11 protein-coding genes are annotated in these 13576 nt (G+C 69.2%); 5 read left to right on the top strand and 6 right to left on the bottom strand.

Annotated features, from left to right (window positions below; translation table 11 throughout):
- Nucleotides 1-587: 587 nt before the first annotated feature.
- Nucleotides 588-1880 (top strand): ADP-ribosyltransferase, encoded by a 1293-nt coding sequence (locus ACF088_RS18575; RefSeq protein ID WP_392376848.1) that lies wholly within the window; start codon nucleotides 588-590, stop codon nucleotides 1878-1880.
- Between the two features lie 169 nt (nucleotides 1881-2049).
- Here ACF088_RS18575 and ACF088_RS18570 read toward each other — a convergent pair whose 3' ends face one another.
- From ACF088_RS18570 to ACF088_RS18560, 3 genes are all read right to left on the bottom strand, one after another.
- On the bottom strand, nucleotides 2050-2721 hold the full coding sequence (locus ACF088_RS18570; protein ID WP_392376847.1) for a hypothetical protein: 672 nt from the start codon (nucleotides 2719-2721) through the stop codon (nucleotides 2050-2052).
- A 51-nt stretch (nucleotides 2722-2772) separates the two neighbouring features.
- A complete protein-coding gene (locus ACF088_RS18565) occupies nucleotides 2773-3666 on the bottom strand; it encodes a hypothetical protein (protein ID WP_392376846.1) in 894 nt (297 codons plus the stop codon).
- 187 nt (nucleotides 3667-3853) lie between these two features.
- A complete protein-coding gene (locus ACF088_RS18560) occupies nucleotides 3854-4198 on the bottom strand; it encodes a hypothetical protein (RefSeq protein WP_392376845.1) in 345 nt (114 codons plus the stop codon).
- A gap of 191 nt (nucleotides 4199-4389) precedes the next feature.
- On the opposite strand from ACF088_RS18560, the gene ACF088_RS18555 reads away from it, so the two are divergent.
- Nucleotides 4390-5262 carry a glycosyltransferase family 2 protein gene (locus ACF088_RS18555; RefSeq protein WP_392376844.1) on the top strand — a complete coding sequence of 291 codons (873 nt, stop codon included), beginning with the start codon at nucleotides 4390-4392 and terminating at the stop codon, nucleotides 5260-5262.
- 259 nt (nucleotides 5263-5521) lie between these two features.
- On the opposite strand, the gene ACF088_RS18550 is transcribed toward ACF088_RS18555, so the two are convergent.
- Nucleotides 5522-6136, bottom strand: coding sequence for a hypothetical protein (locus tag ACF088_RS18550; RefSeq protein ID WP_392376843.1), 615 nt, complete (start codon nucleotides 6134-6136; stop codon nucleotides 5522-5524).
- Between ACF088_RS18550 and ACF088_RS18545 the strand changes: the two genes are divergently transcribed.
- Together ACF088_RS18545 and ACF088_RS18540 are read left to right on the top strand one after the other, a co-directional pair.
- Nucleotides 6122-6559, top strand: coding sequence for a hypothetical protein (locus ACF088_RS18545; protein WP_392376842.1), 438 nt, complete (start codon nucleotides 6122-6124; stop codon nucleotides 6557-6559). The genes ACF088_RS18550 and ACF088_RS18545 overlap by 15 nt on opposite strands.
- 1042 nt (nucleotides 6560-7601) lie before the next feature.
- A complete protein-coding gene (locus tag ACF088_RS18540) occupies nucleotides 7602-9458 on the top strand; it encodes an RNB domain-containing ribonuclease (RefSeq protein WP_392376841.1) in 1857 nt (618 codons plus the stop codon).
- 151 nt (nucleotides 9459-9609) lie between these two features.
- On the opposite strand, the gene ACF088_RS18535 is transcribed toward ACF088_RS18540, so the two are convergent.
- Nucleotides 9610-9822, bottom strand: coding sequence for a hypothetical protein (locus ACF088_RS18535; protein WP_392376840.1), 213 nt, complete (start codon nucleotides 9820-9822; stop codon nucleotides 9610-9612).
- The gene (locus ACF088_RS18530) at nucleotides 9819-12359 is read right to left on the bottom strand and encodes a hypothetical protein (RefSeq protein ID WP_392376839.1); all 2541 of its coding nucleotides are present in this window, start codon (nucleotides 12357-12359) and stop codon (nucleotides 9819-9821) included. Before ACF088_RS18530 ends, ACF088_RS18535 begins: the two co-directional genes overlap by 4 nt.
- Nucleotides 12360-12655: 296 nt before the next feature.
- Here ACF088_RS18530 and ACF088_RS18525 point away from each other — a divergent pair, with 296 nt between their 5' ends.
- Nucleotides 12656-13012, top strand: coding sequence for a hypothetical protein (locus tag ACF088_RS18525; RefSeq protein WP_392376838.1), 357 nt, complete (start codon nucleotides 12656-12658; stop codon nucleotides 13010-13012).
- Nucleotides 13013-13576 lie beyond the last annotated feature (564 nt).

Here is a 13576-nt window from a genome sequence, read left to right as displayed (position 1 = left end):
GGTGCGAAGCCGTTGCACGGCAGCACCTCGTCGGCCTGAGTCCCGTTGGACTACGGCCCGACAGGGCCTCACCAGCTGATCGTCCAGCCAGCGATTTCGGCGTGTCTGGGCTTCTGTGGCGTCGATCGAGTTGCCGAACAGCTCGCGTCGATACCCCAACCTGCGGCACCAACCGCCGTCCTGTGACCGGACGCTGTAGTTTTCGAGCCCACCGCGCGGCACGTGCAGGCGGCAACGCTCATGTCACCGCAGCTTGCAAGTCGCTGGTCAGTGCAGTTTCGAACGATGTGCTCGTCGGGTACCGACGACGGTGCGAAACCTCAGCACGCCGGGGTCCGGTCGCAGATAGATGGGGAGTCGCAGACTTTGGTGTCCATTCGCAAACTGCGCTGTCCAGTCACACGTCTATATCGCACCGTCACAGGGGCGCTGGGGCAGGTGCCTCTGTCCACAAGCTGCTCTACCCATCGTGTTCGGACCTGTTGGTCCGAGACCCGTGCCGGCGTGCTGGCGCAGGGAAAGCGAGGGCGTGCGTGTGCCGATCCATACACCAGGGCGGGCGGCGGTGTGCTGCCTCACATCCGAGCGTGCGCGCCGCACGGCGCGCCACCTCTGCGGCGCTCGCGCAGAGCGTCTCGGAGGCAGGTGAGGCGCATCCGGCGGCCGGAGCGTACGCGCAGGCGGAGTTGTGGGCGGAGCAGGCCCGGGAGGCAGCTCACAGCGGTGACGATGAGCGGGCCAGGGTATGCGCGGCGAACGCGCAGCAGTGCGGGAGGGCGGCACACCGCCTGCTGGAGGACCGGGATGCGGAGGCGCCGTTTCCCAGGGTGGAGGAGGAAGGCGGAGTTGGGCACCGGTCGCTGCCGCCCGAGGGGCGTTCGGCCCGGGTTCTGGCCGGTGCTGCAGGCGCGGACGATGCGCCGGTGGTGGCTCGTGGGGACGGCGGGCAGAGTGTTGCGTGGAGCCAGGACGGGTTCGCGGGCTCGGCGACCGTATATGCCGGTGACGACGAAGAGGGCGGGCATCCGCATGCCCGAGTGGTGTTCACCGATCTGGAGCACGAGCGCTATCAGGCCCTGGCGAACTCGCCCTGGAGCTACCGCACCGAGAACGGCGCGGTTATCTATGACCGGCTGCCCGCCGACCAGGCCGAGCAGGTCATCGAAGCTGCGGCCGACCGGCGGCCGGGGACACCATGGCGGCGTCACCGGTTGACTGCTGCGGGCTTCCGTCACGAGCTGGATCACGACGAGGCGGAGGAGCTCGAGGACGAGTCGTTTCGCTGGTCGCAGTCTCTGACCGATGAGCAGGAGCGGTACACCCAGGGGTACACCGAAGACGATTACACCGAGGTCAACAAGCATCTGTACGAGGGGAAGTCTCCTCACGAGACGGTCAAGGGCATGGGCGTGCCTCTGCGGGAAGTGACTACGCATTTGGATGCGGCTTTGGAGCACGCCAAGCAGCCGGAGCATCCGCACATCACCTACCGCGGGTACTCCCCGCCGCTGGAAGTCCGCAAGGCCGACCGGGTGCTGGATTGGGCTCGCGAGAACTTCAAGGTCGGTGGGGTGTATCGCGATGCGTCGTACATGTCGGTCTCACACTGCCCCAAGATCGCGGCGGGTTTCTCGAAGAACAAGTGGTGGGATTCCAGCGGTGATTCCGGTACGACGTCGCACGGCGTTGTCTTCGAGATCGTCTCCCGCCGTGGAGCTCCGGTGGCCGCTGTGTCCTACTGGAACAACGAAGAGCGAGAGCGGCTGATGCCTCGGGGTTCAACGTTCCATGTCGTTGGTATCCAGGGGAACGTGCAGATCGGCAAGCAGAACAAGGTGGTCATCCAGATGGTCGACGTTCACGATGTTCCCCGTCACTGACGGCGGTGCCGCAGGAGGCCCGCGACATTGTCGAGCAGCGTTCGGAGATCGTCCCGCTCGGCGGGACCTGGGTGCCTACCGTGGCCAGGCGCGCAGCTGGATGCGCCGGGACTCCGAGCCGGCCCGGCGACCACGCCGCGGGGATCGGGTGCGGACAGACGTCGACCACTCATCCCCTATCCAGGCTGGCCAGTCGTGTGTGGGCCGCACCCAGGAGGGCGCGCGATCCGCGGGGTCCACCGTAGCGATGGGTGACGGTGCGGATCAGGTGGTGGAGGCAGGCCGGGAAGGTGCTGCGGGGCGGCTGCGGCACCGCCGTGCCGGCCCTCGCCAGATCGCCCAACCCCGCCGGCGCGTGCGGCCCGTAGAGGTCTCGTGCGTGCCTGCGCAGGGCCGCGGCGGCGTGCAGGGAGGCCGGCGTGGGTTCGGCAGGCAGGTGGTCGGGCCACAGAGCGCCGGTCACGGTGGAGATGTGCTGGTGCAGCGTCACGTCGTGTGTCGTGTCCGGGCCGGTGGTGACGGCGGCCAGGACGACGAGCGCGGCCATGTGGCCGGCCAGCGGCAGCAGCCCGTTGTGCGCGGCCGTCGCATCGCTCGAGCCGGGCGGGCTCACGGTGCGGCCGTACTGGAGGGCCAGGTTGCAGAGCGCCGTCCGCTCCGAGTCGGCGGCGTGGCGAGGATACCCGTCGGCGTCCGGGGCGTGGGCGGCCATGCTCAGCAGCGCCTGGGCCTGTTCGAACGCTGCGGGGGTGGGGCGCGCCCACACTGGGACGTGCTCCAGGCGCAGCGGCTCGTAGGGGGCGGCGTAGAACGCCGCGTGGGCTGGGTGGTTGTCGATCACAGGTCGGCCCTTCTGCGGGGCGGCCTCGAGTCGGCCGGCCCGCTGTAGCGGTCAGAGCAGGTGACTGAGGGTGGGGTAACTCATACGGAGGTGTTCGGCGGCGTCGTAGCGGTCGCCGCCGAAGGCGGCCACCACGGTGCGGGCAGCGTCCTGGCGCTGCGTGCGCAGGTCGCTGAGTACCTCATGCCGCAGCAGCTCCGAGAGCTCCTTGGTGGCGTGGACGGTCTCGGTGGCGGAGCCGAGCACACGACGGGCACGGGCCCGGTGCACGTCCGGACCGGGGTCTCCCTGCCACTGCGGAACGGTCAGGGCAGCGACCAGTCCGGCGGCGTGACGGGCTGCCTCCAGCAGGGGCGGCAGCGCCGCGTCGGTGATGCGCTCCGCGGCGCGGTAGGTGTACTCCACGGCCAGTGCGGGGGAGAGCTCGGCCCATTCCAGTGGCATTTCCGCGACGTTCGAGGAGCGCAGCCGCAGGAGGTAGCGGCCGCCGCGGGTGCGCCACAGCGAGGAGGTACGACCGAAGGCATCTGGGGAGTCCTCACCGACGAGTTTCACGGCGGCGTCCGCATCGAACCACCGCGCCCTGGTCCAGTCCGGCGTCCGCGTGAACTCGTCGACGTCCTCCAGCTCGCTGGTGATGACCTGCCAGTCGACGCCATTGTCGGGGGTGGACCGGTCGCCGTTTTCGTCGGGGAGCTGGTAGGTGGCGGCGGCGCTGTCGTCGGGTTCGCACAGGGCGGCTGCGTTCTCATCGTCCAGCTCGGTGCCGTCGAGCCACACACCAAGCCCTTCCTGAGTGAGAGTCACCAGGCCCGACGTGGGGCTGTGATCGGCCCAGCTCCGTACGTACCAGCCATGGGCATTGAGGACGATCGCAGTGTTCGCGGGCTGGCCGGGAGCGGCGGCGAGTTCCCTGATGAGGTCAGGGGTGACGTTCAGGTGCATGTCGGCCTCCAAGTACGAGGGGGACTGTCACCGACAGATTATCGGGTACCCGATAATGAAGCAATCGGGGACCCGATAAACCTGTTCCATCGCGTCGGAGGTGGAGTGTTCGCACCGAAGGCTGGTCGGTGGACTTCTTTCTCGTAGGCGTCGGGAGACGGTTGGCGAGCAAGTCGAGCGCCGAGCGTCATGTCGCCGTGTCCGCGCGAGCCTTGCTGCCGCGGTTGTCGTTAGAAGATCGGGGGCGCCCAGCGATGGTGAGGCGGGCGACGGTGCGCCAGCTTATGGGGCGTCGGTCGCCGTGGTGACGGCTGCGGATGCCTTCGATGAAGCCCAACCAAGACGTGCGGAGTGCGGAGCGGTCCCGTACGCGGTAGAGGGTCAGCACGGCCCACGTCGCCAGGTTGAGGGGGATCAGTGGGGCGGGAAGGTTGCGCTGGGCGAGCAGCACGCGGTTGCGGGCATTGAGGCGGTAGAAGGCGTCGTGGCGGGCGGGGTCGGTGGCGGGATGGTGGACAACGATATGCGGCATGTACAGGCCGCTTCCGCCTTGATCCCAAAGTCGCCACGACAAGTCCAAGCCCTCGTGTTTTCTGACCTCGGCGCGTCTGGCTTGGTGTCTGACGTGGAATAGCACGTCGTGGACATGTGTGTGAGGTGGTGAGGCGACCACGTTGAGCGACGCTAGCATCGACACTTCGCCGATCACTGGAGTTTGCCGCTATGACGTTGCCGAGTATCGGAGTCGTCATCGTGACCATGGGCACTCGCCCGCGGGAGCTGGATGACTTGCTCGCCTCTGTGGAGAAGCAGGACGTGCCCGCGCAGGTTGTGCTGGTAGGTAATGCGACCCCGCTCACCGACGTGTCGGCTGACGTAACCAAGATCCCGCTTGAGGAGAACCTGGGCTGTCCCGGCGGCCGTAATGTCGGTCTGAAGATGCTCTGCGATTCAGGCGAGGTGGACGTCGTCATCGAGCTGGACGACGACGGGCTGCTCATCGCCGACGACGTGTTCCGCAGAGTCCAGCAACTGTTCGCGGCAGACCTCAAGTTGGGGATCATCGGGTTCCGGGTTGCGGATGAGTACGGACACACGGAGCGTCGCTGGGTTCCTCGGCTGCGTGCTGACGATCCGATGCGCCGTGGCTTGGTGACAGCCTTCCTCGGCGGTGGTCATGCCTTCTCGGTGCCGATGCTCAACGAAATTGGCCTTTGGCCGGCGGAGTTTTTCTTCGGGCATGAAGAGTCCGACCTCGCCTGGCGGAGCCTTGATGGCGGCTGGAAGATCCTTTACGAGCCCGAACTTGTCCTCCAACACCCCAAGACCTCCCCGGCTCGGCACGCGGTGTACTACCGGTTCACCGCCCGGAACCGGGTCTGGCTCGCCCGCCGCAGGCTTCCGGCGCCCCTTGTCCCGGTCTATCTCGGCCTGTGGATCCTGCTCACCCTGGCGCGCATCCGATCACTGAGCGACCTCAAGGCATGGTGCGGCGGGTTCTGGGAGGGCTTGCGCACGTCGTGCGGCCCGCGCAAGCCGATGAAGTGGCGCACGGTGTGGCAGATGACCCGGCTGGGCCGACCCCCGATTCTTTGAACGGTCATGACGGCGACGGCGTGGTGGCCGGGTGGCTCGTGGATGAGCAGCTCGCCGCGAACCCAGCCGGCTTCGGGCCGGCTGTGGGGCTGGGTGCGAGCGTGGTCCAGGAGTGAGCGTTGGTAGATCACGATCGTGCCGGCGGTATTTGCGAGGGTTGCGCCGGGGTGCTGGGCACGGACGTAGGTGGCATGCTCGGCGGGGTCTGTGATGGACGGCAGGGTGTGTTTGCCAGGCAGCAGGGGGAAGGGCGGCTGGTTCATGGGACCGGCTCTGCCCGATGCTCGCGGTGGGTCAGGGCGGTGGCGAGCCGGTCTTCGGCGGCGCGGGAGACATGGTTGGTGCAGTGCCAGGGCAGGACGTCGTCGTCCATGTGCCGAAGGTGCCGGTCATAGTCCAGGCCGTGTCGGGTCAGAGCGGCCGTGAGGGTGTCCTTGGTGAGGGTGTCGAGGTCGACTCCGGCGTCGAAGAGGTCCTCCAGGACGTGGCCCATGCGGCGGTCCGCCCGGGAGCAGACGACCTCCAGGTGCATGCGGCTCGTCTCGCCGTAGACGACGTCGAAGTGGGCGAACTGCTCGTCGCCGACGAGGTGCTGGAGTCGGTCGCGGATGGCGTCGCCGTAGGTGCGCACGCGGTCGGGGTCGGCCATGGCGAGTCGCTGGGTGGGGGTGTGAGGGGCGGGCATGAACTGCATGAGTTTGACGATCACGCGGGCGTCTGGGTGGCCCAGGCGGTCGCGGACATCGCGGGCGTAGTCGGCGATGGCCATGCGGTCTTCGGGGCGTTCGCCGGGCGCACCGACAATGAAGTAGAGCATGACTGTGCGGATTCGCCCGGTCTCCCGGCACAGATCGAGGGCGTGGTCGACGCGCATGCGGGTCATGGTTTTGCCGTAGAGGGTGACCAGGTCAGGGGCGGCCCATTCGGGGGCGATGGTGATGACGCCGCGGTCCTGGTGCTGGTCGCGGTGCAGCTCGGTGAACAGGTGGCCGCTGTCGAGGGCCGCGACGGCCTCGAGCTATTCGGCGTTGACCTCGTCGGCGCGGACGGAACCGATGATGGTGGTGACGGTCCGGCCGGCCGCGGCTGCGCGCTGGACGTAGTCGGCCAGGTGTTGCAGGAGTTCTTGGCGGTGGCGGTACTGCGTGAGGGTGGGGGCGCTGATGATGACCGTGGCGACGCGGTGCTCTTCGAGTCGGTCGATGTAGTCGGTAAGCAGTTTGAGCGGTGTCTGTCGGAACGGCGGCAGCCGAGGACCGGGTGCAGGCCGGCTGCTGTGCCGTCGGTGATGGGGTAGGTGACGCGCCCGGACCGGAGGTCGTCGTCGACACACTCGGCCTCGGCCCGGCCGACACCCTCGCCGTCGCCGACCCGGACGGCCCCGGGCACCACATGATCGTCCCAAGCCCGGGCCCCAGCCCGTCCCGCCCCTCATGGGCGCGATCAACCGGCTGCCCACGGTGGGCTACACATCGACCCCGGCTCCTGGGCCGACCCGGCCAAGCTGACCGGCTGGACCCAGGTCACCTACACCTGCTGGACCGCTCCCTGCCACCCGGCCGCCCCACAGCCGTAGACACCCCGAGACGAAGGAGAACGATGGACGAGCGAGCGCCGGACCCAGCCGCCCGCAACCGGCCAGGACCCGCCACCCGCCCACCCGGCGCCCCCACGGCCACCGCCCCCGGCAGTGGCCTCATTCCCGCCGAGGCCGCCCTGATCGGCTACCTCCAGCAGCGGGCCGACGAGGTCGACCCCGCCTCCCGGGCCGTCCAGGACAGCTGGACGTACCCGTCGCCCTACCACCTGCTGCTCGACGTCGGCCCGGCTCTATTACGCGGCTCGGCGCCCACTTCTGCTTCACCAACGCCGCCCAGACGATCGATGACCACCAGGACCTGGACCTGTCGTACGTCGAGGGGTACGGCAGCTGCCCTGTCGACGGCACCTCCGCCATCGACCCGACCTGGCCAGGTGTCCCGCGCCGCGCCTACCTCGGCATTCCCTTCGCAGACCCCGACATGTGGCCGCACCCCGTGTACGGCGGGGGCGTTCTCCAAGAGCTCCGGAGCCTGCTCCCGATCCTGCGCGACAGCCTGCCCTAGGACGCGGTCGCCGACATCGGCCGCCCACTGCCGCCCCGGGCAAGTCCGGAATCCACCGCAGAGCCACGTCAGCGCCTCAGCCCCGGACCGTCCAGCTAGTCGCCGAACCTCACTTCCTGCTCCCGGTCGAGGCGAACCCCCAACACCCACAAGGCCGTTGGGCATGATGGACAAGACGGTCTGCCACGGAGGCAGTACCCGCCCGGCCACCCCGTTCAGGAAGGAACCGAACCGTTGACCCACGTTCTCCCCGCCGAGCCCTCTTCCCTCTCCGCGCTGTCTCCTGCCGTCATGATCGACCGCCCCGGCTCGCTCGACCGCGACGACGCCATCGGGATCGAGCGCGTCGTCGACGGCTGGCACCTCACCGTCTATATCGCCGATGTGGCCGCCGGCGTCACGCCGGGCAGTACGGCCGACCGTGAGGCGTTCGAGCGCCGCAGGACGGAATACAGGGGTGGATGGGCGCTGCACACGATGCTGCCCCGGCAGGTGGAGGCCCGACTGACCCTGGCCGAGGAACGGCCGTGCGCTGCGATCGCGATCCGCATGCACATCCTTCCGGACGGGGCGGTCGGGCGCGTCGTGGTCGAACGCGCTACGGTGCGCGGCCTGGTGGCACTGGGCCACTCCCAGGCCGCCGATGCGGTCGGCGACCGCGGGCATCCTCTCCACGAGGTCGTGCGCGAGGCGGCGGCGGTGAGCGAGGTCCTGCTCGCCCGCCGGCGTCAGCAGGGGGCGCTCGCCCTGTACGACCTCCTGAGCGGGTGGGCCACCAGCGAGGACGGCGTCGTGGTCCGTCTCGCCTCCTTCGAGCGGACCATCGGCTACAAAATCGTCCAGGAATGCATGATCGCTGCGAACACCGCGCTGGCCTCCTGGGCCGCGGAACGTGACCTTCCGCTGCTGTTCCGCAACCACTCCGCCGCCCGTGTCGCCGCCCCGCGCCAGACCCTGCTGAACGATCTCGGCCTGGCCTTCGACGGCGGGTCCGCCGCCCGGCTGGAGGCACTGCGCGAACGCACCCTGATGACCCTCAAGGCGGCGGAGTACGCACCGTTCATGGGCGGCCACTGGGGCCTGAACCTGCCGGGCTACGTCCACGCCACCTCGCCCCTGCGCCGCTACGCCGACCTGGTCGTGCAGCAGGTCATCTCCAGCCACCTGGACGGCGTCGACTCCCCCTACGACGACGATGCCCTCCTCGCGATCGCCGAGGCCCTGAACACCGGCGCCCGCCAGGACCGCGAAGCCGAGAGGGAGTCACGCAAGTCGTCCGCGCACTCCTTGGCCCGCCGCGGTGCCGCGGCAACGTCAGCCGACTACACCGGACTCGGCGCCCAGGCGTTCCACGCTCTCCTTAAGCGCGGCTGCAAGGAAGACATCGCCGGCGCCGCCCTCGTCGCCGAGACCGCCCGGCGGGCCGTCGGCGGACAGCTCACCTCGCTGGAGCTCCAGCTGGTGCTGCTCGTTGCCGGCGGGCCCGGATGGGAGCCGGGGCGCAGCGCCTGCCTGGACGTCATCGCGGCCGCACCCGAGATGGCCGTGTCCATCCTGTCCGCCCATGCTCAGGTCAACGGCCTGCCACCGGTCGAGTTCACGGTCCAGACCTTCGGGCAAGCCTCCAATACCGTCTTCTGCGCGCAGGCATCGTGTCCGGTAGGCGAGAGCCCCGTTGAAGGAGCCCGACGGTCTGCGTCGACGAAGAAGGGGGCCCGGCACCAGGCGGCGCTCAGTCTGCTCGCCCGGCTCGGCGACCTGCCTGATCCCTCGCTCGACCTCGCGCAGCCCGCCCCCGAGACCGTGCTGCTCCCGGCGGCCACGGACGATCCTGGGTCGGGGGAGGGCCCCTCCCCCATCTCGGTCCTCAACGAGTTCCAGCAGATCCGGGTCATCAGCGACCTGGACTACTCGACGGGCGCCGAGGGCCCCGCCCACCAGCCCACCTTCACCTGCACTGCCCAGGCCACCCACGATGGCCGGGCCGTCTGCGCGTCAGCCACGGCGTCGACCAAGGCCGCGGCCAAGACCGCGGCGGCAGCCAGTCTGTTGGAACGGGTGAACACGGCGCGGGCCGATCGGGCCGGCTGACGCCCGGCCAGGCCCGGCGCATGTCCGCGCGTCACGCCTACCAGGATGGGCGGCCGCCGCGGCTGGTAGCGGGCCGAGCCCCTGCGTCAAGTAGGCGGCGGACCGGTCGGGGACCATCACGGTGGGCAGGCAGGCCGTCGCGAGTCGGCTGTCAGCGTCTTCCTGGGAACCTCCAGGGCAACAGGAGCGCGGGCCAGGCGACGGCGAGGACTGCCAGGAAGAGAAGGTCCACCGCATCGAACGCCATGCCGGTGCGGCGCATCATCCGGACGGTTCCGATGGCGACGGCACCGCCTGTGATCGCGTACACGGTCAGCAGCAGAGCAGCCAGGAGCTCGCCCATAGGCATCGTGGTCAGGTTCACGGCGTTCCTTCCGACGGGTTCGCCGAGCGGTTGGTGAGGGCGTGGTGTGCGGTGCGGGCCAGGTCCTTGAGGATGTCGGCGGCGGGTCCGTCCGGCCGCAGGGCGGTGGCGGGTTCGTGCCACAGCGCGCTCAGTGCACGGAGCTGACGGACCGGGATGAGGCCGAGGAGGCCGTCGTCCTGGATATGGCTGCGCACCGCGGTGAGCTGGTCTGGGTCGATCTGCCGGGGTGCCTGAGAGACGACCAATGCCGTGGGCCGGCTGGGGGTGGGAATGGTCTCCAGCAAATCGTTGGCGACCAGGTGGGGGTCGCGGGGGATCGTCTCACGGTCGATGAGGTGGTCGAAGTCCCGCAGGTCGGGCTCGCGCTCTCCCCCGCGCCACTGACTGAGCGCGGGTTCCCAGAGCGCGCCCCAGGCGCGGGCAGCGATCGGGGAGATCTGGGCGAGGAACCGGGACCGCATCTGGTCACGCTCCTCCGGGCTGGGTTCGAGGGGGGCGAGGCTGGCGAGGTTGCGTTCCCGGTTGCGCTCGGCCCACTGGGTGCGGACTTCAGCCCACAGCTCGGGCTGGTGGGTGGCGCCGTGGAGATCGATGGCGTCGAGGAACTCGGCGCGCCACTGGTCCAGGGGACCTTCGTCTTCCTTGGGCATGGGGTCGATTTCATGCCTGTCGTATCGGGCGTTCCACCACCATTCGTCGGTGATGTCGTCGTCGAAGACGGTGGAGATGTTGGTGGTGGTGCCGGCGTCCTGGTAGTCGGCCATGGCACGGGCGAATTGCGCGAAGTGCACGTCGAGCAGGGTCAGTAGCCCGTCCACGGCGGTGGCCGGCGTCAGCACATCGGCCTCGACGAAGTCGTGGAAACTGTCGTCGAGCCACTGATGGAGCCACTGTTTCATCCACACCGTGTCGTCGGCGGGCCACAGCTCCGCGCCCCAGGTGCGGGAGCCCTCGATATTGATGCGATCCAGGAAGCGCCGGTAGTGGTGCACCTCCTCGTCCACGTCGTGGTCGTACACGTCCAGGCGCTGGAGGTTGCGGTGCTTGTTGCGCGCCGCCCACTGCCCCCGGACCTGGAGCCACAGGTCCGGGTGGCGGCGTGCGCCCTCGCTCTCGATGAAGTCCAGGAAGTCCTGGCGCCAGTCATCGAGGGGGGCGCGGTCCTCGGCGGGGAGGATGTCACCGCGGCCGCCGAGCTCCAGGTCAGGAGAGTCGGTGTCCCAGAACTCCTCGATGTCCTCGGTCTCTTCCGTGTCGTAGACCTGGGCGTCGCCGTCGTCGAGCCGGTCGATGACGTGCATCAGGAAGCGCACGTCGAGAAGGGCCAGCAGGCTCTGCTCTTCATCGGGCTCCGGCTGCCTGAAGGTGCGGGTCTCGAAATCCTCCAGCTTCGTCTGCAGCCAGGCGCGCATGCGGATGTGGTCAGGCCGGCGGTCGGTGACCTTGATGCGCTCCCACAGCTGTGGCTGGTAGCGGGCCAGAGCCAGGGTGAGGTCGGGTCGCACATCGGCGCGGCAGAACAGGCCGGCGTCCACGACGACGATCTCCGCGCGTTCTCGTGCCCCCTGTACGTGCTCCGTGGTCACTCCGCTCTCGGGGGTCAGGACCTCCACGCTGCCGGGCGCGAGGGGGAGGCCAGCGGCGGGCTGCCAGTCGGTGGGCCTCGGCTCATCGGTAAGCCGCGGGAGGTTCAGCGGATCGGCCACCAGCGCCACCCGGGCACCCGCCTGGGCCAGCGCCGCTGCCAGCAGGGTGCTGACTGTGGTGCTCCCCTGGCCACCCTTGCGTGGCGTGGATACCACCTGGATCACCCCGGTACGGCGCGTCGAGGCCGGAGCAGCATGCGTGATGTGCCGCGGGGATTCCGCACCGATGGGGCCTGTGATCTCCTCGGGCCGCGGTGAGTGGTTTGTCCAGTCGGGGGTGCGCTCCCGGTATGAGCCGGCCCGGCGCAGGGCGCGGCTCCACTCGGTCGCTGCCGACGCGAGGTCACCGGTCAGCTGCAGCCAGGATGCCCGTTCCTCAGCGGACGGGGCACTGCGGGTCCACAGCGGCTCCAACCCAGCCTGAACCAGAAGGCGTTCGGCCTGGAAGAGGGCGCCACGGCGCCCTTTGACGGTGACGTGGCCTCCATCCAGGGAGTCCAGCTGGTGCTCCTCTTGGCGCGCGGTTCGGGAGGTGCCGGTCAGGCGGGCGCCGGGAATACCGACGATGCCGCGGGGGGACTGCGCGGGCAGGATGCGGGCCAGAAGTGCCGCAGCGAGGTCGGATTTCGACCACAAGGCAAGCCCGTCAGGGTCCGGGCGCACGCCAGCGATCCCGTAGAGCGTGCCGTCCTCGGTCAGGGTTCCGAGTCGCGGTGTCGGGCGAGCCAACGCCCTGAGCACCGCGGCCTCCAGCAACCGCTGGGGTGTGCTCGGTGCGTCGGGGATGAGCCCGGTTGCCAGTCCGTGCTCGCAGATCCAGGCCAGAGCCTGCGCATAGGTTTCCCCGGTAAGGCCGGAACGCTCGGTCGCGTTGCGTTCGGTTCCCACGATGTCCCATTTCCCGGCGTGGCCACCCGGACTGGCCCGCCGTGCGGGCACGATGAAGTCACTACTGTGTGGATCTCCCCTTTCCCGTCACGGGTGCGCTCGCGGGTCCGGGCCGCGGCGCCGACGGGTGGCAGCAGTTCTACCGTTCCGAACCCTATCCGATTGCGTGGCGCGCTCCAATGGATTCGGGACTTCTTCCCCCTACCGCGCAGGCTGGAACTTTGTCGACACGTTGTGTGCGAGCACTCTGAGCAGCGCCTGCACTCGCGCTGCGCGGAGTGTGCTGTCCAGCGCGGGTGCCCAGTTCGGCGCCGCCGCCGAAGACGAGTCACGGGCAGCTGCTCGGCGCCCTGGCGGGCGGAGCGGACGACGGCGATGTATTCGTCCTCGTGACGAAGGCCAGCGGGTTCCTGCTCGGCTCCAAGGGCTGGCGGTTGGCGGCGGCCGACGGCACACCAGTCAATGAGCGGGCCAGCTGGAGACGCTGCTGGCAGCACCCTCCTGGCATCAGCGCGCGGGACCGCCACCCTGAGCTCAGCTCCCTGACCCGGAGGAATGCGCGGGTCCCGCTGCACGCGAACCGGCGGAACAGCGTGTCCTGGAGCGACCACCACCGGCAGGCCGTGCCTGCCGACGTCAATGATGAGTACTGAACCAGGACCCCGACGACCGGTCACCTGGTCTGGCCCGTACCGTAGGGAGTCAGGCCCCAATGACGGACGGCTTCCCGCCTCGATGAGGAATCGCTGTCTGCGTGAGTCTGCCGCGCGCCTGCTGCTCTCTCCACGGCAGTACGCAGGTGCCACAGCGAGACGGCGGGCAGCAGCCCGCCAAGCCGGGACACCGCCCCCAACGCTTCGGCGACCTCGGCCATGCACTCAGCGGCGCTACCAAACCGCTCATCTTGCCGGTCCGCGTGCAGTCGACCAACCAACGCGTCCACGAGCTTGGCGAGCTCGCTCGCCCCGGGATCCTCCGGGACGTCGCAGCCCCACCGCTGAACGGCCTCACCAAGTACGGCTATCGCGTCATCTCGGCTAAGCAGCGGCCTGGGGCTTTCCGTGTCACCGTTCGTCACGATCAAATCGTCCACCGCGGAACCCCCTGGTGTGGCAGGAATCGGAGAATTCGAACCCCGTCCGGCTGCTCGCGGCTCTGCTGTCGGAGAAGGGCCGACCAGCGCCGCAGCCAGCGCGCGAAGAAGCCTGACCGGCGCT

It is taken from the genome of Streptomyces sp. NPDC015125, assembly GCF_043080045.1.
GTDB lineage: Bacteria > Actinomycetota > Actinomycetes > Streptomycetales > Streptomycetaceae > Streptomyces.
Note: the sequence above shows the minus strand (reverse complement) of the source record. Positions and strands in the feature narration are given on the sequence as shown.

Excerpts from the sequence above, each read along its gene's own strand:
- ACF088_RS18565 (WP_392376846.1), bottom strand. The coding sequence starts at position 3,666 with ATGCACCTGAACGTCACCCCTGACCTCATCAGGGAACTCGCCGCCGCT.
- ACF088_RS18560 (WP_392376845.1), bottom strand. The coding sequence starts at position 4,198 with ATGCCGCATATCGTTGTCCACCATCCCGCCACCGACCCCGCCCGCCAC.
- ACF088_RS18555 (WP_392376844.1), top strand. The coding sequence starts at position 4,390 with ATGACGTTGCCGAGTATCGGAGTCGTCATCGTGACCATGGGCACTCGC.
- ACF088_RS18550 (WP_392376843.1), bottom strand. The coding sequence starts at position 6,136 with ATGCGCGTCGACCACGCCCTCGATCTGTGCCGGGAGACCGGGCGAATC.